The sequence below is a fragment of the Chryseobacterium sp. CT-SW4 genome, from assembly GCF_048572715.1.
GTDB lineage: Bacteria > Bacteroidota > Bacteroidia > Flavobacteriales > Weeksellaceae > Chryseobacterium.
In genome coordinates this window covers 1040797-1062151 of sequence record NZ_CP183840.1, presented here as the reverse complement: position 1 = coordinate 1062151, position 21355 = coordinate 1040797, and the positions used below count along the sequence as shown (strand labels likewise).

At 37.0% G+C, this 21355-nt stretch carries 20 protein-coding genes; 6 read left to right on the top strand and 14 right to left on the bottom strand.

Going from position 1 to position 21355, the window contains the following annotated elements; all coding sequences use genetic code 11:
* Window positions 1–9: 9 nt before the first annotated feature.
* On the top strand, window positions 10–741 hold the full coding sequence (locus ABJ974_RS04730; RefSeq protein WP_419870236.1) for a LytR/AlgR family response regulator transcription factor: 732 nt from the start codon (window positions 10–12) through the stop codon (window positions 739–741).
* A gap of 57 nt (window positions 742–798) precedes the next feature.
* Here ABJ974_RS04730 and ABJ974_RS04725 read toward each other — a convergent pair whose 3' ends face one another.
* The 7 genes from ABJ974_RS04725 to ABJ974_RS04695 all read right to left on the bottom strand — a co-directional run bounded on the left by ABJ974_RS04725 (window position 799) and on the right by ABJ974_RS04695 (window position 6726).
* On the bottom strand, window positions 799–1587 hold the full coding sequence (locus ABJ974_RS04725; protein WP_419870235.1) for a PhzF family phenazine biosynthesis protein: 789 nt from the start codon (window positions 1585–1587) through the stop codon (window positions 799–801).
* A 43-nt stretch (window positions 1588–1630) separates the two neighbouring features.
* The gene (locus ABJ974_RS04720) at window positions 1631–2281 is read right to left on the bottom strand and encodes a hypothetical protein (protein ID WP_419870234.1); all 651 of its coding nucleotides are present in this window, start codon (window positions 2279–2281) and stop codon (window positions 1631–1633) included.
* A gap of 10 nt (window positions 2282–2291) precedes the next feature.
* Complete coding sequence (locus tag ABJ974_RS04715) at window positions 2292–2732, bottom strand: hypothetical protein (protein ID WP_419870233.1); 441 nt, start codon at window positions 2730–2732, stop codon at window positions 2292–2294.
* A 93-nt stretch (window positions 2733–2825) separates the two neighbouring features.
* The gene (locus ABJ974_RS04710; protein ID WP_419870232.1) at window positions 2826–4175 is read right to left on the bottom strand and encodes an alpha-amylase family glycosyl hydrolase; all 1350 of its coding nucleotides are present in this window, start codon (window positions 4173–4175) and stop codon (window positions 2826–2828) included.
* Between the two features lie 80 nt (window positions 4176–4255).
* Window positions 4256–4846 (bottom strand): IS1096 element passenger TnpR family protein, encoded by a 591-nt coding sequence (locus ABJ974_RS04705; RefSeq protein WP_419870231.1) that lies wholly within the window; start codon window positions 4844–4846, stop codon window positions 4256–4258.
* Between the two features lie 117 nt (window positions 4847–4963).
* Entirely contained in the window at window positions 4964–6010 is a 1047-nt protein-coding gene (locus ABJ974_RS04700; protein ID WP_419870230.1) for a sensor histidine kinase, read from the bottom strand.
* A 38-nt stretch (window positions 6011–6048) separates the two neighbouring features.
* Window positions 6049–6726 carry a response regulator transcription factor gene (locus ABJ974_RS04695; RefSeq protein ID WP_292010456.1) on the bottom strand — a complete coding sequence of 226 codons (678 nt, stop codon included), beginning with the start codon at window positions 6724–6726 and terminating at the stop codon, window positions 6049–6051.
* 196 nt (window positions 6727–6922) lie between these two features.
* On the opposite strand from ABJ974_RS04695, the gene ABJ974_RS04690 reads away from it, so the two are divergent.
* Window positions 6923–9562 (top strand): outer membrane beta-barrel protein, encoded by a 2640-nt coding sequence (locus ABJ974_RS04690; RefSeq protein ID WP_419870229.1) that lies wholly within the window; start codon window positions 6923–6925, stop codon window positions 9560–9562.
* A 28-nt stretch (window positions 9563–9590) separates the two neighbouring features.
* Complete coding sequence (locus ABJ974_RS04685; RefSeq protein ID WP_419870228.1) at window positions 9591–10814, top strand: hypothetical protein; 1224 nt, start codon at window positions 9591–9593, stop codon at window positions 10812–10814.
* Window positions 10815–11242: 428 nt separating this feature from the next.
* Here the strand turns inward: ABJ974_RS04685 and ABJ974_RS04680 are convergent, their stop codons facing one another.
* The 7 genes from ABJ974_RS04680 to ABJ974_RS04650 all read right to left on the bottom strand — a co-directional run bounded on the left by ABJ974_RS04680 (window position 11243) and on the right by ABJ974_RS04650 (window position 18633).
* On the bottom strand, window positions 11243–12493 hold the full coding sequence (locus ABJ974_RS04680; RefSeq protein WP_419870227.1) for an amidohydrolase: 1251 nt from the start codon (window positions 12491–12493) through the stop codon (window positions 11243–11245).
* Window positions 12494–12569: 76 nt separating this feature from the next.
* A complete protein-coding gene (locus ABJ974_RS04675; protein WP_419870226.1) occupies window positions 12570–13421 on the bottom strand; it encodes an AraC family transcriptional regulator in 852 nt (283 codons plus the stop codon).
* A gap of 59 nt (window positions 13422–13480) precedes the next feature.
* Window positions 13481–14812 (bottom strand): amidohydrolase, encoded by a 1332-nt coding sequence (locus tag ABJ974_RS04670; RefSeq protein WP_419870225.1) that lies wholly within the window; start codon window positions 14810–14812, stop codon window positions 13481–13483.
* Window positions 14813–14973: 161 nt separating this feature from the next.
* On the bottom strand, window positions 14974–16257 hold the full coding sequence (hemL, locus tag ABJ974_RS04665) for a glutamate-1-semialdehyde 2,1-aminomutase (protein ID WP_419870224.1): 1284 nt from the start codon (window positions 16255–16257) through the stop codon (window positions 14974–14976).
* Window positions 16258–16308: 51 nt separating this feature from the next.
* Window positions 16309–17361 carry a glucosaminidase domain-containing protein gene (locus ABJ974_RS04660; protein ID WP_419870223.1) on the bottom strand — a complete coding sequence of 351 codons (1053 nt, stop codon included), beginning with the start codon at window positions 17359–17361 and terminating at the stop codon, window positions 16309–16311.
* Window positions 17362–17376: 15 nt separating this feature from the next.
* On the bottom strand, window positions 17377–18285 hold the full coding sequence (locus tag ABJ974_RS04655; protein ID WP_419870222.1) for a 1-aminocyclopropane-1-carboxylate deaminase/D-cysteine desulfhydrase: 909 nt from the start codon (window positions 18283–18285) through the stop codon (window positions 17377–17379).
* Between the two features lie 15 nt (window positions 18286–18300).
* Window positions 18301–18633 (bottom strand): hypothetical protein, encoded by a 333-nt coding sequence (locus ABJ974_RS04650; protein ID WP_419870221.1) that lies wholly within the window; start codon window positions 18631–18633, stop codon window positions 18301–18303.
* 37 nt (window positions 18634–18670) lie between these two features.
* Here ABJ974_RS04650 and ABJ974_RS04645 point away from each other — a divergent pair, with 37 nt between their 5' ends.
* The 3 genes from ABJ974_RS04645 to ABJ974_RS04635 all read left to right on the top strand — a co-directional run bounded on the left by ABJ974_RS04645 (window position 18671) and on the right by ABJ974_RS04635 (window position 21330).
* Entirely contained in the window at window positions 18671–18850 is a 180-nt protein-coding gene (locus tag ABJ974_RS04645) for a DUF5522 domain-containing protein (RefSeq protein WP_419870220.1), read from the top strand.
* A 6-nt stretch (window positions 18851–18856) separates the two neighbouring features.
* A complete protein-coding gene (locus tag ABJ974_RS04640) occupies window positions 18857–19384 on the top strand; it encodes a DUF4136 domain-containing protein (protein ID WP_419870219.1) in 528 nt (175 codons plus the stop codon).
* A gap of 143 nt (window positions 19385–19527) precedes the next feature.
* The gene (locus ABJ974_RS04635; RefSeq protein WP_419870218.1) at window positions 19528–21330 is read left to right on the top strand and encodes an endonuclease; all 1803 of its coding nucleotides are present in this window, start codon (window positions 19528–19530) and stop codon (window positions 21328–21330) included.
* Window positions 21331–21355: the final 25 nt, after the last annotated feature.

Sequence of the window (21355 nt, the reverse complement as noted above, 5' to 3'; positions counted from 1 at the left end):
TTTTATCTGATGAAAAGAATAAATTGCCTCATTGCCGATGATGAACCGTTGGCCCTGAATCTGATAGAGAGCTATATTCAAAAGACCCCTTTCCTGGAGCTGAAAGCCAAATGCAGCAGTGCTATTCATGCCATGCAGGTACTTGAAGAAACGAAAGATATTGATCTTTTTTTCCTGGATATTCAGATGCCTGATCTTTCCGGACTGGAGTTTTCCAAAATGCTGCCTTCGGATAGTAAAGTGATTTTTACGACAGCTTTTGAACAATATGCTATTGACGGGTATAAGGTAAATGCCTTAGATTATTTACTCAAACCCTTTGATTACAGTGAGTTTCTGGCAGCTGCCAATAAAGCAAAATCATGGTTTGAGGGACAGCCTTCCCCTGTTTCCGGTTCCGCACAGGAGCAGAAAAAATCTGACTTTATTTTTGTTAAATCAGAATACCGTCAAATCAAAATCAACTTTTCAGAAATCTTATACATTGAAGGACTAAAAGATTATGTGAAAATTTACACCACCCAAAGTCCTAAACCTATACTGACCCTTATGAGCCTGAAAAAGCTGGAAGAGGAACTTCCTTCTTCCCAGTTTATGAGGGTACACCGTTCTTATATTATTTCCCTTGAAAAGATTGAAGCCATTGAAAGAAATCATATTGTCATCGGTGAACAGCAGATCAGTATAGCTCCTCAATATAAGGAAAGCTTACAGCATTATATCGACGGGAAAAGCATTTAATAATCTGTGTCCGTTAATAAAGCTTTATCATTAAAGCTCCTTCTGAGCTTGATGACATTATTCTATCCAAAAATATCCCACAGAATAGGTTCTCGCCTTACCGGCTACAATTACTCTTTCATTTTTGTTTTCACAATAGAGCTGGCCTCCTCTTTCTGATAGCTGACGGGAAAAAAGCTTATCTTTTCCTGTTCTTGAAGACCAGAACGGAATAAGTGAACAGTAGGCAGAGCCGGTAACCGGATCTTCCAGAATGGTTGACTGCGGCGTAAAATACCGGGAAACAAAATCACTGTCAGTTCCGGCTGCTGTCGCAACTACACCTCCCGGATCCAGATTGATCAGATCAAAAACGGATCTCTCAATTTTTATTTTTTTAATATCTTCCTCAGATTCGTATACCAGAACATAGTCTCTTGATTTGAAAACTTCTTTAGGCTGGATATTGAGAGACTTTGATATTATATCGGGAAGAGCTGATGCTTCAGGCATTCTTGAAGGAAAATCCATATAATACAATCCATCTTTGACCTCAACTGTTAATTCACCGCTTTTGGTTTGAAAAACAATCCTGTTGTTCGGATAGTTTAAGATAGAGGTTAAACAGTGGGCCGTGGCAAGGGTAGCATGGCCACATAGATCCATCTCTATTTCCGGAGTAAACCATCTCAGATGAATGCTACTCCCATTATCAATAAAGAAGGCTGTTTCTGCCACAGCATTCTCACGGGCTATTTTTAAAAGTACCTCATCGGGTAACCAGCTTTTTAAAGGGACAACACACGCCGGATTTCCATGGAAAATCTCTTCTGTAAAGGCATCTATCTGATATAATTCTAACTTCATGGACAATTAATTTTCCTACAAAGATAACAACCTTTTATCCTGTCTAAAGGAAAACCACCATAATATCTTTGGAATTTCCGGTAACAGATTTTAGCTTTCCGTATTTTCGTTTATCTGTAAATGTATCATCGCTCCAATAATCTATCTTTACAGGCCCGAATTGCACCAGCTTTCCATAACGGCTCTGATTGATAACTTCTTTCACTCCGTAATCTATAGAAATGGAATCTATGGACTTCATCTTGCCATAACGGCTATTATCTATAATATCATTCCCCCAATAGTCGATTGAAATATGGCCTACTTTCTTTACTTTACCGAGTTTTTCCTTTTCAAAGACCCTTTGATCCCAATAGGAAACGTTTATATTTCCTATACTTTTTATTTTTCCGTATTTAGGATCAGTTTTATCCGGCGTATCCCAATAATCAATTTTTATGTCTCCGATATTTTTTAATTTTCCGAATCTGTAAGCATCAAAATTTTCATCATCATAATAATCTACATTTCCATTGAGCACATCGGATGAAAATCTTGCAATTCTTCCATCTTCACTGATATTGATGATAAGATTTCCGAGCGTTATATCTACCGACTGCAAGTCATAATTTTTTCCGGAAACATAGGCTTTTACCTGTGACTGTACTAAAGTAGCTATAAAAAGGAACGGTAGCAGTAATAAACTTTTTTTCATAAGATTAGATTTACCAGATTTTTTCAATACCCTGCTGGATATTATTAATACTAAAAGTCTCTCCTAATTTCTTGCCAAACATAGCTTTTACTAATGGAGACTCCGGAGAAACCGTAATAATCTTTTTTCCATCCCATACAATTTCCCCGATAGAAACGGCTACGTAAAAGATTCCTTTATCTGTTTTGACCAAAGCCCCACTCTGAACCTGAACAGAAGGTTCAGTATTTAATTTTTGGATTCCGGCCTGCTGATTCATCACTTCATTAAGCTGTCTCTGGAGGTTATTAATTTCCTGCTGGAGCATTTCTCTTCCCGTTTCGTATTTATCTCCCATCGAGCTTTTCGTGTCGTTGTTAGAGGCCCGGGTTTCCGATATCAGATATTCCAGGTTCTGAGCTTTTTCGGACAGCTTTTCTTTAATTATATGAAGGATTTCTGATTTATCCATTTTTAAATAATTGATGAGTAACAAATGTATTTATTTTAAATAAAAAAACGGACAATAGTCCGTTTTCTATTTCTATGAAAGGAATCTTTAGGTTTATTTTTCAAATACCACAAAATCGGATACCTTGAAATTAAAGTCTTTATGGGTACTGAAGTCTCTTTTCATTCCGTCAAAAACATTTTTAAACGTTCCTGACAGATGTTCATCCTGAATACTGAAGTTCACAGGTTCTTTAGACATATTCAATACTACCAGCACTTCATCTTTACCATTTTTTCTTACATAAGCCAGAATTTTATCATTGGCTGTTGTATTCAAAAGGTAAGTGGTAACAGCGGAATCTCCTCCTCTGAGAGCTGGGTTCGAAGATTTTAAATCTAACAGCTTTTTATAGAAATCCGCCATCTGATAGCTGCTGTTCCAGGCAATGGCATCTTTTTCAAAAAATTCCAGTCTTTTCATATTTGGAAGCTCCTGCCCCGAATACAAAAGAGGAACTCCATTCCAGGTTGCCGAAAATACAATCATAGGTTTTGTGATGTCTCCATACTTTTCATATTCGGTGCCATTCCACGAATTTTCATCATGATTGGTGGTAAACCAAGCTCTCATTGAATTATCGCCTATATTGGAATATTTTACCAGCAGATCTTTAAGATCCTGTAACGGAAGGTTTTTCTTATAGTAATCTTCGGAAAGATGCATCCATTTCCATGAATAACTGGCGTCAAATACTTTTCCGTATTCAGGATTTTCCAGCTCGTCATATTCTCCAAGCCAGAATAGCGGTTTTAAAGTTTCCACCTCAGGACGTGCCTGCTCCCAGAAATCAACTTCCACCCAGGATGCAAGGTCGCATCTGAAGCCGTCAATATGGGTTTCTCTTACCCAAAACTTCATGGCATCAATCATGGCTTTTCTCATTTCAGGATTTTTATAATCAAGCTCGATGATATCATCCATTCCCGATGCAATATGGAATTTTCCGTCCGGATCTTTAAGGTAAAACTCAGGGTGTGTCTTCGTCCATATATGATCCCAGCCCGTATGATTGGCTACCCAGTCTATAATGACTTTAAAGCCTAATCTGTGGGCTTCATTCACCATATGCTTGAAATCATCAAGCGTTCCGAATTCAGGATTAATGGAAGTGTAATCTGCGGCCGCATAAGGGCTTCCAAGACTTCCTTTCTTATTCTGCTGGGCAATTGGAGTAATAGGCATAAACCACAATGTTTTCACTCCCATCATTTTAAGGCGCGGCATTTCTTTTTCAAATGCTTTAAAGGTTCCTTCTTCGGTATACTGCCTTACATTTACTTCATAAATATTCGTGGTATGCTTCCACTCTTTTGGTAGGTCCATAGTTGCTTTATTTGTTTTCTGAGTCGTACAGGAAAGTATTCCCAGTCCCAGTACGGCTAATAATATCAATCGCTTCATTCCTCAAATTTTAACAAAAATAAGGATTGTAAAGTATCCTGCATAAAAAAACCCTGAAAAATCAGGGCTTCAAATTTTTTTTATACTTCTTCGCTGTCATCTTCGTCATCGAAGATATCATCGTTATAGTCATCTTCTTCTTCATCTTCATAATTATCATCTTCATCTGCAAAGTTTCCCGGGCTGTTAAAATCATCATCAAAACTGAAATCATCGATCAGAGGCATGGACTTTTTACCTTTTGATCCTCCGCTGTTTCCGCTTTTACTAGGAGCTTTCAAAGGAACATTTCCAAATCGGTAAACCGTGATCGGATAGTTCACTCCTTTTTTCTCATCTATAACTTCAATTAATTCACAGAAAAATTCCCATAAATCAAGAAGACCGTACTGAAACTGTGCTTTATCTCCCACACTTTCAAATGCTTCGTCTATGTAAACGTCTGACATGATTTCTCCATCTCCGTCATCACTCATATCCTCCAGCGGAACACTTTTAACCATGGTACCGTCTTCCTCTAATAAATTAAAAGTAGAAAGTTCATCTCCCTGAAGACTGAACGCACTTTTAATCCCTAGATGTAGGTTCCACAGCGTTTGTTTTGCTTTAATTTCAACGTCACGAAAAATATTTTCTTTTGCGTCTAATATTACACGGATTTTGTAAACCATATCAATATCTCAATTACTTTTTTGCCTTTATTATTACGATAAATCTCTGTTGCAAATATATAATAAATGACATTTCACAAAAAAATATTTAATGATTTTTTAAATTATTTTTTTTTCTTAAATTTTGCCGGAATTATTCACTTTTTCGAGCATAAAACTGAATTTGGTTCCTTCTAAATATACACTTTCCACCGTAATGTTTTCATTATGTGCTTCCAGGATATGCTTCACAATAGCAAGCCCCAATCCGGATCCTCCTTCCCTTCTGCTTCGGCTGGTTTCCACTCTATAAAATCTTTCAAAAATCCTGGGTAGTATTTCGGGTTTTATCCCCATTCCGTTATCAATTACTTCTATCAGCACCTTATTTTTCAAAACGCTGGTTTTTACAATAACTTTCGCTTCCTGCCGGTTGGCATAATGAATAGCATTGGAGATTAAATTGATAAATACCTGGGAAATCTTCTGTTTATCGGCATTTACAAATATCTGAGGATGTAAGGTCTGTATCTGTAATGTGGTATTGTTTTTCACCGCTTCAAGATCGAGCAGGTCAAAAATCTCCCGGATCAAAAGGTTAACATCAAATTTGGATAAGTTCAGGTTAATCTCACCCGCCTCGAGCCTGTTAATCATATCAAGGTCGGTTACAATAGCTATTAGTCTTTCTACGGAAATGCCTATTCTTTCGAGATATTTGTCCCTGATGGCCAGGTTATCTATTCCGCCTTCCCTTAAAGTTTCCACATACCCCTGAATGGAAAATAGAGGAGTCTTAAGCTCATGCGATACATTTCCTATGTATTCTTTACGATAGCTTTCCATTTCCTTCATCATATCAATCTGAGAAACTTTCTGCTGATTAAGATCGGAAAACCTTTCTCCCAATTCTTTAATGGTGATGTTCTCTTCATCTTTGTGAACAATTTCTTCCGGAAGAAGATCAGAAATCCTCCGGACCTGCTTTTTTCCATAGTAATTGAAAAGCAATTCAAGAACCACACAATTGATGATGAATATAAGGACCACGCATATAAATAGGCCTATTTTAAAGAACGGGGTCCGATAATAGATATCCTCTAGTGAATCAAAAATGATTACTAAAAGAAACATTACCAAAGTCAGTAGACTTGAGGTAACAAGGGTAAGTCTGTAAAATCTCAATTTTACACTATTTTGGGTTGGTATTTAAAAGAATAAAATTACACAATAAGTTTATATCCTATTCCTTTTAATGTCTGAATGGTATTAATTCCTAATTTCTCTCTCAATCTTCTGATATGGACATCGATGGTTCTTTCTCCTACAATAACATCATTACCCCATACTTTTTCCAGAATTTCTTCTCTTTTGAATACTTTTTCCGTATTGGAAGCGAGAAGGTAAAGTAAATCAAATTCCTTTTTAGGAAGCAAAAACTGCTGACCGCTTTTAGAAACCCTGAAATTATCTTTATCGATCACCAGGTCTCCGATTTCAATAAGCTTTGCATTATCCGCTACCTGGGAAGTAAGCTGTAATAAGGCATTCACTTTGGAAATAAGGATCTTCGGCTTTATCAGCTTAACTATATAATCATTCGCTCCCGCCTGGAATCCTGCCAGCTGGGAAAATTCTTCGCTTCTTGCGGAGAGGAAAACGATAAGCGTTTTCTGAAGTTCTTTTATTTTACGTAATTCCTGGCAAGTCTCAATCCCATCTTTTTCAGGCATCATAACATCTAATAAAATAAGATCAGGAATGATTTCTTTTGCTTTTTCAATTCCTTCGTTGCCATTGGTAGCTGTATAGATATTATACCCTTCTTTTTCCAAATTATAAGAAAGAATCTCTAAAATATCCAATTCATCGTCGATTAGGAGGATTTTCTTTTGGTTCATCTTTATTTTTTACTGAGTCAAAGTTAACAATTTTTGAATGACAGATTAATAAAGTCTATATCATTCACATAAAGTTAACAAATAAGTTCTTTTGTTAATACTTAGTTAAGGAAAATTTAAATTTCACTAAACCACTTACACCGTATATCTTTTATTCCTTTGCAGCGAAAGAATCCATAAATAAAGTAAGTAAATAATGAAATTTAATAAACTTAGTATCGCCGTCTTATTTTTATCCGGTTCAGTATTTTATGCTCAGGAATCGAAGCAGGATACGATAAAGAAGGAAAAGAATATTGAAGGTGTAGTGATTCAGGGAAGTAATAATAAAAAAACAGAAACTGCAGTTTTAGTAGAGCAAAAGAAAGCGATCATTCAAAAGCAGGCTGTAAGTGCTGAAGAAATTTCCCGAAAAGGAATCTCCAACGTAGAACAAGGTCTTACAAAAGTAACCGGTATCACCACTGTAGAAGGAAGGGGGCTTTTTGTAAGAGGTTTAGAAGAAAGATACAATTACCTATTAATCAATGGACTTGGATCTCCCTCCAACAATCCGTTTCAAAAAATCATTGCCTTAAAGCAGTTTCCCACCGATGTTGTAGGAAAACTTAATATATACAAAACTTTTAACTCTAATCTCTATGGGGATTTTGCCGGCGCCACCTTTGATATTGAGACATTAACTATTGACAAGCCTTTCTCAAAGGTTGAATTTGGAATTGGCGTAAATACATTAAGTACTTTTCGGGACAATTTTAAACTGGCTGAAGGAGCAGAAGGTATCAATGGTTATTTAGGATTAAATTCAAGAAACAGAAGGCTGCCTAGCCAAATAAGAAACTCAAGACCTAATAACTATATATTCACGCCTGCAGAATCCAATTCATTTAAAGATTCCTGGAATGTAGATAATGTCAAATCAATGCCTAATACTAATATCGGATTTACCACCGCACAGAAATTAAAAACGGGCGAAACCGGAAGTTTAGGAATACTTTTCTCATTAAACCAGGCGACTAAATACGAATATAAAGAAGGAGCTAATAATCAATACAGAACGTTAGATAAAGAATCAATTGTTAATATGAACTTTCTGAATCGTAAACAGTATAATTACGAAACAGAATCTTCAGCCTTGTTGGGTCTGGCCTATAAAAACAGAGGTACAAATATTAATTTTAATGCTATCTATCTTCAAAACTCTGATAATATTATTGAAGATAATTTCGGATATAAAGACCAGCAAACCCAGAATAAAAACTCAGGTTTTTTCAGAACCAATCAGCTGGATATTTCCAAGTTCCTGGATTTACAGTTATCAGCCTCTCAGAAAATAAATGAGAGAAATCAGATAAAAGGAGGCATCAGCTATGTTCTTAATAATTACAGTCAGCCGGACCGTAAAATTATGGAAGGAAACAGAATCGACCCATCCACAGGGGAGCTGCTTCCGGAAGGTTACCTTCAAATGAGGTATGGTGGTAATAACCTGATCCGCCAGTACCTGGATGTTGATTCCCGGTTTTATGGCTCCGCTTATGCCGAATATCAATTATCATTGGGAGAGAAAGGGGATAGAAAAAGCTTTCCTATACAGATAGCATTAGGATATAACGGATTTAGCGATTTCAGAAAAACTTCATACAGATTCATATTCGGACGTACATCAAATCCAAGTTTATCTCCTTTTGTTCTTAATGTAGATACTCCACAAAATACATTTGATTCATCCATAAGAAATGGGGATCTTTTTTATCAGGAAGGGTCTGATATTTCCCAGTTTTTTTCAAGCTTTTATCAGATTATCAATGGAGGATATGCTAACATCAATATAAAACCTGATGATTCGTGGGATATTTTATTAGGAGCAAGATATGAGAATGATATGACTCTTATCCGATATTCAGAGCAGAGTGCTGACAGAAAAACCAATATTGATAAAAATAAAAATTTCTTCTTACCATCATTATCCATAAAAAAAGCTCTTAATAATCAAAATAATTTAAGGTTCTCATTCAGTAAGACTGTAACACGTCCTATTCTTATTGAAACGATGCCTATCACTTACATTAATCCTGATAATGTAAATATTGTGGGTAACCCTAATATTAAAAACAGTGAAAACTACAATTTTGATTTAAAATGGGAATACTATCCTACCAATAAAGAAATGGTGAGCGTAAATCTCTTTGCAAAAAGAATTAATAATGCTATAGAGCGTTCTTTAGTAGCTTCAGGTAATGCAACAGGATCCACTATTACTTTTTTTAATGCTAAAAAAGCAGATTTATTAGGAATAGAATTAGAAGGTATTTTAAACCTAAACAGAATTACTGAGTCACTCAATAACTTTACTCTGGGAGCTAACGCTACTTTTATGTATTCAAAAGTAGAAAGAAGTGATGAGCAATTAAAAATGGAACAGCCCTACTGGTTTGCAACTACGGGAGAAAAGTTACGGAAAAGAGGCTTACAAGGTGCTGCCCCGTACACTATCAATGCTGATTTAAAATACGAGTTCAAAAACAGAAGCAACCTTTCGCAAACGGTATCTCTTGTTTATAACGTTTCAGGAAATAAAATCTATGCAACCGGTGGTGGCGGTACAGATAATTACTATGAAAAACCATTCCACCAACTGGATCTCATTTACCAAAATCAATTAACAAAAAACTGGAATATCAAATTTGGCGTACAAAATATTCTGGATAGCCAATACAGAATTTTATTAGGAGACAAAAATTATACTCCAACCAATCTGGAAGAGAACAATTTTACACTTACGGACTATTATAGAGGTGTAACATTCAATTTTACCGTAGGCTATACATTCTAAAAATTAAAATTAAAAATAAAGTAATAAAATGAAAAAGAGAGTTTTATCATTATTATCCTTAACAGCCGCATTAACATTAGTATTGAATTCATGTACTATTGACGTCAATGATGGTTTAGGTGAAGGAACTACGGTTACTACACCCGGAACTACAGAAAGCGTATTAAGCGGCAGCGGAACATTATCCGGAACTATTACAAAAGATATCCTTATAAAAAAGGGAACCTATACATTAGATGGAATCGTAAAAATCACAAATAACGCGACCATTACTATTGAAGCCGGAGCTACTTTTAATGTAGTCACCACTAAAACCAGTGGATTGGTTATCCTTCAGGATGGCAAAATAAATGCGACAGGTACTGCATCCGAACCTATTGTATTTACAACTTCCACCAAAACACCAGGAGACTGGGGTGGTATTACATTATATGGAAACGCCCCTATAAAAGCTGTAAACGGCAATACACAAGCTCTTTCTGAAGATGGAAATAATGTATATTACGGAGGAACAGATCCTAATTCAAATTCAGGAACGATGAAATTTGTACGTGTAGAATATGCCGGTAAAAAAATTGGGGACGGAACTTCTGAAACAAACTCAATGACCTTCTATGCTGTAGGAGCCGGAACTACATTAGAAAACCTTGTTACCTACAAAGGAACTGATGACGGTTATGAATTTTTCGGAGGAACAGTAAGCGCAAAAAATATTATCTCTTACGGAAATTTTGATGATTCTTTTGACTGGCAGGATGCCTGGAGTGGCCAAAACAATACAAACTGGTATGCATTTCAGACCGGAACAGGAAACTTTGGGATGGAAATCGAAGCTTCCGGAAATGCGGATAATGTAGCTCCAAAAATTTCCAACATTACTTTAATCCGGGACACCAATACTAATCCTGAATCAGCAAATTCTCCGGAGATATCTGCCATCCAGTTTAAAAAGCATGGTACAGGAATATTTTCCAATGTATACATTAGTGGATATAAGAATATAGGAAGCCAAAAAGCGTATTCAGTTCTTATTCAAGATGCCGCTACAGAAACCAGCCAGGTTAATACCGGTAAGATAAGTGTCAGCCCTGTTAACTATTTAAATTCAGATAATGCAGGAGTTTGGGGATATGCTTATAGCCCTAACGGAGGAAAAACATTTACCAATGCTACCACTGTTACAAAAGTTTCTCTAACACCTGGAGCTTGGGCTACAGTGGATGGAACCAATCTTTTAGCAGCTTTACAATAAAAAGTAATTAGTTTCTTCATATCAAATAAAATTACCGTCTACTTAATTTTTAGGCGGTAATTTTATTTAATATTTATTTCACTTTATATTAATATGATTAAAAATAGTTTTCATTTTCTTTACAATTATAACAATACTAAAAACACAAAAATGGAACCTATCTTAATTTTCATCTTACTGATGACATTTACGTCAAACTTTTAATCGCAGTCAGCTACCAGCTCTTTACAACCATAGAGTCAACTATTCTTTTAAAACCTATAAATGAAAAGCAAGATATACAGAAAAGTATAGCAAATGATTACGGAAGAGGAAACTACTATCTGCAATACGAAAACGGAACCACCAAAAGAGTAAAAATATCTGAATAACATTTGATATAATATATAAAGCCGGCTTTAGAAAGTTTTCTAAAGCCGGCTTTTCCGTTAAAATGAATCATTATTCTTCCAAAAAAGTTTTCCGTTATTCATCAAGGCCTTTATAGAAGACATTCTTGAAACCGCCTCCGCAGAACAAGAGGCTTCAACTAAAACCATGTCCGCCACATCTCCGGTCTTAGGCCATTGCCGGCCTCCCTGCTCATCCAGGGGTAGTATATTTTGTGTTGCAAATGCCAACGTACGGGAAAGATCATATTCTGTTTCATAACCATATAGCTCGGCAATAAGATGAGCCTTCTGAAGCATATTTCCTGTTCCGAAAGTACTCCAGTAATCCTGTACATTATCATTTCCGATAACAACCTCTACTCCATATTTCCTAAGTAAAGGTATAGGCATTATGGTTCCCCTGAACGGTACCGATGAAGCAATCCCAATTTTTGATGCTGCCAGTTTTTCTGCTATCTCTTCCGTTTCCCGATCCGTAAGATGCCCTAATGCAAAGGCATGACTTATAAATGTTTTGCCCTGAAGCCGTGAGTTCTCCATTACTTTATCGATAAGATAATTAATGGTCTTCATTCCTGACTTACCTATTTCATGTAAATGGATATCAATACCTTTATCATATTCCAAAGCCAGCTCAACAGTGAAATCAATAGGTTTTTCAATACTTCCGTCAATACTGTAAGGATCCAGACCTCCAATAAACCCTACCTTTTTCAGCTGTGCTGCTTCTTTCATTAAAGGGGCGGAATCGGTGTAGAATAAACCATGCTGAGGGAAAGCAACCAACTCAGCCTTAAATGAGTTTTCTTTATTCTGAAGAGCCTGTTCCAAATGCTCTAATGAAGTAAGTCCTGAAGTGGGATCAACATTAAAATGAGTTCTAGCATAAGTAGTCCCATAATTCTGCAACAGACTTATAAGCTGTTCCGCCCTTTCTATGGAAGTTTCCAAAAGCCGGGGTATAATTTCCTGCTCATAGGCAATCATATACTTTACGGAGTTTCTTTTAGGCGAAAGTGCCTGCCACGGTAATCCATACAATGTTTTATCCAGATGAATATGCATATCCTTAAAGGAAGGCAGCATAAGTAATCCTTTGGCATCAATAGCATTAGCAGAGATTTTATTTTCGGTAACTCCCCGTATGTGGCCTTTTACAATTTCCACACAGAATAAATCGGTTTTGGTTCTCACAACATCTTGATCATCATATTCAAATCCTGTTTCCAGACGTACATTCTTTAAGGTATAATCTCCCGATGTAAGGAGAGTATAAGGAAATTTCATATTATAATTATTTTATACAAAACTACAGTCCTTTCCATTAAAAGGAGTGTACAGATTATCCGGTATGTTGTACAGATTATTGCTGTTCTTTAAACTGGGAAGGTGTCATTCCGGTTTGTGCCTTAAAGAATTTAGAAAAGCTGGCATGATCATAAAAACCAAGTTCGTATACAATATCTTTTACAGACATTTCCGAAACCTTCAGCAGTCGTTTTGCTTCCAGTAATATCCTGTCCTGAATAAGGGAAGAAGCGGATACATGAAGATTCTTTTGGCAGATGATATTAAGATAATTAGCAGAAATGGTAAGTTCTCCGGCATAAAATGAAACAGAACGCTCTTCTTTAAAGTATTTATCAATCAAGGAAAAGAATCTGGATAGTACCGGATTGGAATTATATACCTCCACATCTTTAAAAGCTCCTTCCACCGACCGGCTTATTAATAAGCCTATCAATTCACTTCTTGTTTGAATGAGCTTCCAGAAAACAGGGTCTTTACTTAATTCGTCCTGAATACACTGAAATTCATGTAATAACTGCTTATAATTTTCTTCACTTACCGTAAAAACAGGATGAATATGATAATAAGAGGCTGAAAACCTGAGTGAAGGTAAAAAGCTTTCAAACCATTCCCGGCTGATCATAAGCTGATAGCCTACGGTTTCCTTTTCAATCTCCCATTGATGAACCTGGTCGGGAAAAATCAAATGTACCTGATGGTCTTCTACTGCATATTTTACAAAGTCTATATAATGGGTTCCTTTTCCTTTTTCAAAAAGATTAATAATAAAGAAATCATGTTTATGCGGACTTTCAATTGACCGTTCTCCACTGAGATCATTAAACAGAAGATTACAACCTACCGGGGATTGTTCAGCAAATTCATGGATGCCTAACACCGGAAAATAATCTGACGGTTCATTCATATTCTCATTATTAATATCCTAAAATAAATAATTTCCAGGAGAATAAATAGAGATCCGTTTTAAAATACCATATTTCCTTTATGAATTAATGATTCTACTGCTGATATGCGGGAAACCGCTTCTGCTGAACAGCTGGCATTTACCAACACAAAACTTGCCTCATCACCGGATTTCGGCCATTGTTGTTTTCCCTGATCATCCAAAGGAAGAATGTTGGCCGTAGCCAGCTTTAAGCTTCGGGAAAGCATCAACTCGGTGGAATACCCATAAAGCTGGGCCATCAAATTAGCTTTCTGAAGAACACTACCCGTCCCAAACGTATTCCAATGATCAACAATACTGTCATTTCCCGTCATTACATTCACATGATGTTTGTATAAAACAGGAATAGGCATTACCAGGTTTCCAAAAGGGATGGTGGAAATAATCCCTATCCTCGCATTTCCAAGTTTTTCTGCTATCTCTTCCTGTTTGGTCTTATCCAATTTTCCCAGCACAAAGCAATGGCTCAAATAGGTCTTTCCTTTTAATGAAGGGTTTTCATTTACTTTTTCAATCAGGTATTCCACTGTTTTAAGTCCGGATTCCCCTGTCTCATGCAAATGGATATCAATGCCTTTCCCGTTATCTAAAGCTAGCTGTACCGTAAAATCAATTGTCTTTTCAATTGCACCATCCACGGTATAAGGATCAAGTCCTCCGATAAAATCTATATCCATCTGTGCCGCTTCTTTTAAATAGGAAGCAGAATCCGTATAAAAAACACCATGCTGGGGAAAAGCTACCAGCTCAGCCTCAAAACCCGATTTTTTATTTTGTAAAGCTTTCTGGAGATTTTTTAACGAATTTAATTTTGAGGTAGGTTCTATATTCACATGACTACGTGCAAAACCGGTTCCTTTGGATTGAAGCAATTCAATCATTTTCTCAGCTTTCATGGTGGAGTTTTTCAACATCTCCGGAAGGATTTCCTGCTCGAGGGCTATCATTCCCTTGACTCCTCCGGATCTTTTCCTCACCGCCTGCCACCGGTCCCCATACCATGTTTTATCCAGATGAATATGCATATCTTTAAAGGCCGGAAGCATTAATAACCCTTTGGTATCTATTGCTTGAGTAGCTAAATCATTGGGAAGTATCTGGCTTATTTTTCCATTTTCAATTTCTACACAGAATAAATCGGTTTGAGTTCTGGTTACTTCTCCTTCTTCATATTGGAAGCCTGTTTCGAGACGGACATTTTTAAACATCTGCTTTTTATTTAAGGACGAAAATTCCCGGTGATCTCCGGTTTCAGCTGATATCATCACCGGAACTAAAGTTAATCCGGCCATGGCCAAAGCGGAATTTTTAAGGAAGTCTTTACGTGATATTGAGTTTAAAGTATTCATAATAGCTCTTTCTACAAAATTAGGAACAAGCCTTAGGAACCCTATTGTATGTTTTATAACAATTTCTGTATCATTTATTGAAATTGCTTCTAAACTGCTGTCTTATAAAAAACCGGATAAAACTTACTGCTTTATCCGGTTTCTTTTATCTTTAAATATTTTTAGGAATATTCAAATTTTCTTACTGCTTCCAATGTCCTATCAATTTCTTTATCCTTTATCGCATCACTGATAAAATACGTTTCATATCCGCTTGGTGGAAGATAAATTCCCTGCGTCAGCATCTGGTGGAAAAAATTATTAAACAGGGCATGGTTGGCTTGCTGAGCCTCATCAAAGTCAGAAACCCTGTTGGTATGGAAAAATATGGACATCATAGAACCTTTTCTATTGATCTTATGGGCAATTCCTTTTTCATTTAAAATTTTTCCTATTTCAAAATCTAAAGTTTCCGCTGTTTTATTGATCCTATTGAAAAAATCCGCATCATTTTTAATGATCTGAAGCGTTTTTAAACCTGCTCTCATGGCTAAAGGATTTCCACTTAACGTTCCAGCCTGATAAACACCTCCTTTCGGAGCCAAATGATCCATGATCTCATTTCTTCCTGCAAAAGCACCTACCGGAAGTCCTCCTCCGATTACTTTTCCATAAGTTACTAGGTCCGCTTTAATGCCAAATGTCTCCTGAGCCCCTCCGAAGGCCAGTCTGAAACCGGTCATTACCTCGTCAAAAATGAGTAATGCCCCATTTTCGTCACAGATTCTTCTCAGGTTTTGTAAAAAATCATTTTCAGGAAGCACACAACCCATATTTCCGGCTACCGGTTCAATAATCACAGCTGCAATTTCTCCCTGATTGTGACGGAAAAGATCTTCCACCTGCTCTGCATCATTATAGCGGGCCAGAAGTGTATCTTTTGCTGTTCCCTGGGTAACTCCCGGAGAATTCGGATTTCCAAATGTGGCCGCTCCGCTTCCTGCTTTTATTAAGAATGAATCGGAATGCCCGTGGTAGCATCCTTCAAATTTTATTATTTTATCTCTTCCCGTGTATCCTCTTGCCAGCCTGATCGCACTCATACAAGCCTCTGTTCCTGAAGACACCATTCTGATCTGGTCTATATGAGGAACATTTTCTACAATAAGCTTAGCTATTTCTGTTTCCAGCTCAGTGGGAGCTCCAAAAGAGAACCCTTTTTCTGCCTGGATTTTCAGTTCTTCGAGGACTTCAGGATGGGTATGTCCTAAAATAGCAGGTCCCCAGGAATTGATATAATCTATATAGGTATTATTATCTTCGTCTGTAAGATAGGCTCCTTTTGCTGATTTCATAAATACGGGAACCCCACCTACTGATTTAAATGCCCGAACCGGGGAGTTCACTCCTCCCGGAATGTATTGATAGGCTTCATCAAATAAAGCCGAACTTCTTTGGTATCTCATATCACCTTAAACAAATGCGCCTTCCGGCGCACTTTTATTTATTTTATATTATTAATTTCTTGGTTTTTTATCAATCAGATAGATCAATTGCCCTGCTAATGGATTTTCTCCTTCATTCATCCTGTTTTTGGCATACAGCTTATGAAGCTTTATCCCGAATTTCTGGGCAATATCATGCATATTTTCTCCTGCTTCCGCTTTATAAGTGGCGGTATTTCCCGTAGAATTTTTAGATTCAAGGAAAATAATATCATTTTTCTTTAAGGAAGTATTGCTCAGCTCATTCCATTTCATCAGCTTGCTTTCGCTTACCTTAAATTTATTGGCAATAAACCTCACATTCGTATCTTCAGAAATCACCACATATTTTAATCCCTGGTTCGGATGATTTTTCACCAACATGGAATTCAGGGATTCGGCTTTTGATTTAATTTTCTCTACCCTTTTCTGTTGCTGGGCATAAGAGGTCTGCTTATAAGGGACCGTAACGGTTACGGGCTCTTTTTTTGTTTGTTTAGCGGGTTCCAGCTTGGCCATAAAAGCTCTGTCGTCCTTGAGATCGGGATACATTTTAAGAACTGCATATAATACTTCATTGGTATTGGTATTATCAAATTCATATAACCTGTATTTCTCAATTTTTCCGATAAGAATGGATGCATAGCGTGGATTGGTTGCATAACCGGCTTTTTTAAGACCATGAGCCCAGGCTCTGTAATCTTTCATATCCAGCTTGAAAAGATTCGTATAATATTTTCTTGTCGCTAAGAATATGGAATGATCTTCATAGGATTGACGGGGATCATCATACACACGAAAACATTCGTTTGGAGCGTCATCCGTATGCTTCATTGTTTTTCCCGTCCAGTCTTCTTTACATTTGATCCCAAAGTGATTGTTCCCCTGCTGGGCCAACCTGCTCTGCCCTCCTCCTGTTTCGAGAAGTCCCTGAGCTAATGTGATAGAAGCCGGAATTTTATATTTTTCCATTTCTTCTACCGCATACTGAGCAAATTTTTGAATATACTGATCTTCTGTAGCCCAAGTCTGAGCTGAAAATTTTGATAAAACTAAAAGGCTTGTGAGCAAAAAAAGTCTTTTCATGTTTTTCAATTTTACTTATATAATTATTTTTCTCTTTTGTTCTCTTAAAAGCTTATTCGCCCCTTCTATACCTTGGAGTCCTCCGGTATGAAAACACAATATTCTGCTTTTTTCAGGAAAATATCCTTCTTCAATCAGCTGAAACACCTTCTGCATCATTTTCCCGGTATAAATGGGATCGAGGGGAATATCATACTTCTCTTTAAAATCATTGATAAAAAGAATATTTTCATCTTTTATTTTCCCGTATCCACCCAAATCCGAATTTATTAGATTAAAGTTCTTCTTTAAAGTTAATCCTGAGATTCTATTTTCCAGCGAGGAATCTTCTACTGCTTTTATTCCGATAACTTTCTGATAGTCTTCACAATGCCTGGAAATTCCCGCAAGTGTTCCTCCTGTTCCTACGGCGGTGCAAAGATAGTCAAAATCTTTTGTTTCATCGTTCAGCATCATTTTCACTCCTTCTACTGCATCCGCATTGGTTCCGCCTTCCGGCACGATCAAAGCATCGGGAAATTCCTCCTGCAAAAATTCGGTCAGCTTTTCTTTGTTTCTATATTCTTCTCGGGTAATGAATTTGAGATTCATCCGGTTTTTGGAAGCAAAGGAGAGTGTAGGATTCTCTTTCCATTTACTGATTAACTCTTCTCCCCTTATAATTCCGAGGGTTGAAATGCCTGCCAGCTTCCCTAATGCTGCCACGGCAGCGATATGATTGGAAAAAGCCCCTCCGAAAGTTATAACAAAAGGTTTTTCCGGTTTCCTGTCAATATAGGTATTGATGTTGTGAAAGAGTTTCCAGTATTTATTTCCGGATATTAAAGGGTGAATGAGGTCTTCTCTCTTGATAAAAAGAGCAATATCCTTATCCAGAGGAATTTTCTGTATGGGAATAGGCTGAGATGGAATTTTCAAAAACATTTTATCGCTGTCATTTTATCGGGAGTAATACTTCCAAAAGCTCCACATTTTTCTTTTTTTAAGGTATCTGAGGTCATTTTCCTTTGTATAAGCTTCTCTTTCAAAAGAAATTGAGCGATAAGCTTTGTAGTGATCTTTTAACCTGAATAACCAATAATAATATTCTGCAAGATAAGCAATATAGAAGAAAACCACTAATAATTCCAGCTGCTGGCGAAGATGAATTTTCTCATGATTGATCAATACTTTATTCTTTCTATCTTCAGAATTTCTTAAGAAAATAAAAGGAAAAAGCGTAATGCCGTTAATTTTTGTATTTTTGAGAAATATTTGGCACACAATTATCATAATAACAAATATAAAATTTTTGTTTAAGATTTAACCTATGACCCACTTACCAATCAAAGAGAATGAGGACTTTTACTATAACGAACAGGGATATAAGGTTTTCACGGAAAAGTTTCATTTAAAGAGGGGTTACTGCTGTAAAAGCGGTTGTAGGCATTGTCCGTATGGATATGATAAAAAGACAGATACTTTCATCAAAAACAATAAAAAAAAATAAATAAAAATGAAAAAATATATTTTTATTTTGTTAGCCGCCGCTACGTTGGGACTAACTTCCTGTAGCCCTTTTCAGGTACGTTCAGATTATGCTGATACTGCTAATTTTAATTCTTATAAAACATATAAATTAAGAATTGATGATCTTAAACTGAACGACATTGATAAAGACAGAGTTTTAAACGAATTATCCAAGCAATTACAAAGCAAAGGGCTTTCATCCGGAGAAAATCCTGATCTTATCGTAAATGTAAAAGCCAACCATAAAAAAATTACGGACATAAATACCACCTCACCTTATGGAATGTATGGATGGGGAGGCCCTTTCGGATGGGGTGTAGGAATGAGCAGAACATGGTCCAGCAATTATAATGAAGGCGCAATTATCGTAGATCTTATTGATGCCAATACCAATAAGCTGGTATGGCAAGGGATAGGAAGCGGAATTTCCGTGGATTCTCCCAGAGCTAAACAGAGACAGATTCCGGAGATATTAGCTGAAATCATGGCTAATTATCCTCCTCAAAGAAAATAAATACTTTCACTTTATAGGAAATACTCCGGTTCAAATAGTTGGACCGGATTTTTTATTTTAAAAGGTTATGATTAAAATTAATATTTATGTAATTTTCTATTGTAAAAAATAGAGTAATCTTACCACCTGAAAATTTAATTAATATGAAAAAAATCATCCTTTTCCTGGCCATGGCATCTCTTGCCAACGCTCAGGCGCCTACGGGCTATTATTCCTCTGCTAACGGTCTTACGGGAGCATCCCTGAAAACTGCTTTAAGTTCAATTATTACCAACGGGCATCAAGATAAGGGTTACAGTGGACTCTGGACCGCCTTTAAAACAACGGATATAGATAAGAATTATGAAAATGACGGCTCTATTCTGGATATCTATTCTGAAAACCCTTCAGGTACCGATCCTTATAAATACAGTCCCGGAACCAACCAATGCGGAACTTATTCCGTAGAAGGCAACTGCTACAACAGGGAACATGTTATTCCTCAAAGCTTATTCAGTGAAGCTGCTCCTATGGTTTCCGATGTTAATTTTATCCGTGCAACAGATGGAAAAGTAAACGGAATGAGAAGCAATTACCCTTTTGGAAAAGTAGGCAGCGCTTCATATACTTCACAAAACGGATCGAAATTAGGAAACTCAACTTCATCCGGTTATTCGGGGACTGTCTTTGAACCTATTGATGAATTTAAGGGTGATATAGCCCGTATGATCTTTTATTTTGTAACCCGTTATGAAAGTAAACTGTCCACTTTCTCCTCCGGAAACATGTTAGGCGGAACCGCTTATCCCGGACTTCAGACCTGGGAACTCAACACCCTTCTTGCATGGCATAATCAGGATCCCGTTTCCCAGGCAGAAATTAACAGAAATAATGCTTCCTACACGTATCAGGGAAACAGAAACCCTTTTATTGATAATCCTAATTATGTGGATCTTATCTGGGGTTCCCAACAACCTTCCACGGATGCCCAGGCTCCCACTACCGTAACGGGATTAAGTGTGACCGGATCTTCTTCCAGCAGCATAAACCTAAGCTGGAACGCTGCAACGGATAATGTAGGTGTTACTTCTTATGTGGTATACATGAACGGAAGCCTTAAGTCTACGGTAAGCTCCACCTCTGCTTCTATTACAGGACTAAGTGCTGCAACAACTTATAATTTCTATGTCGTTGCCAAAGATGCGGCGGGCAACAGTTCTTCCAACAGCTCCACTGTTTCGGGAACAACTCAATCAGGAAGCACGACTCCATCTACAGGGTGTGTAAGTGAAGATTTTGAAAATATTCCTACCGGTACTTCATCTTCCTACACTACCCGCACCTGGACCAACAGCGGAATCACCTGGACAGCCACTGATGCCAGAACGGATCAGACAATCAGTAATAAAGCTATTGCTGTAAGAAACGGTTCTTTACAATCAAGTTCTTCAGCCAATGGTATTGGTTCCCTGACGGTAACTACCCAGCTTAAGTTTTCAGGAAGTAACGGAACGTTTAACCTTCAGGTGAACGGAGTCACTGTAGGCAGCATCCCATACAGTGCAACAGCCACTACCACCACGATTAATAATATTAATGTTTCCGGAAACGTAACGGTAGCATTAGTTAATACCTCAACAAGCAACCGGGTGGCAATTGATAATCTGAGCTGGACCTGCTATTCCGGTACAGCCAGGCAAAGCAGCTTTATAGCTACTACCGATGAATTAAAACCTGAATCTACCCGCTTACAGATTTATCCAAATCCTGTTTCCAACCAGGAAATATTTGTAAAAGGGAATACGGAAGGAATTAAAAAAGCAGAGATCTACAATCTACACGGAAAGGTTTTACAAACTATTGACCAACCGTTCAGCAGAGGAAATTCAATTAGAATTAATCCGCTTTTGCAGGGGGTTTATATTTTGAAACTGGATGGTTCTTCTTTAAAGTTTGTGGTTAAATAATGTATTATAAAGAGAATTAATCTCA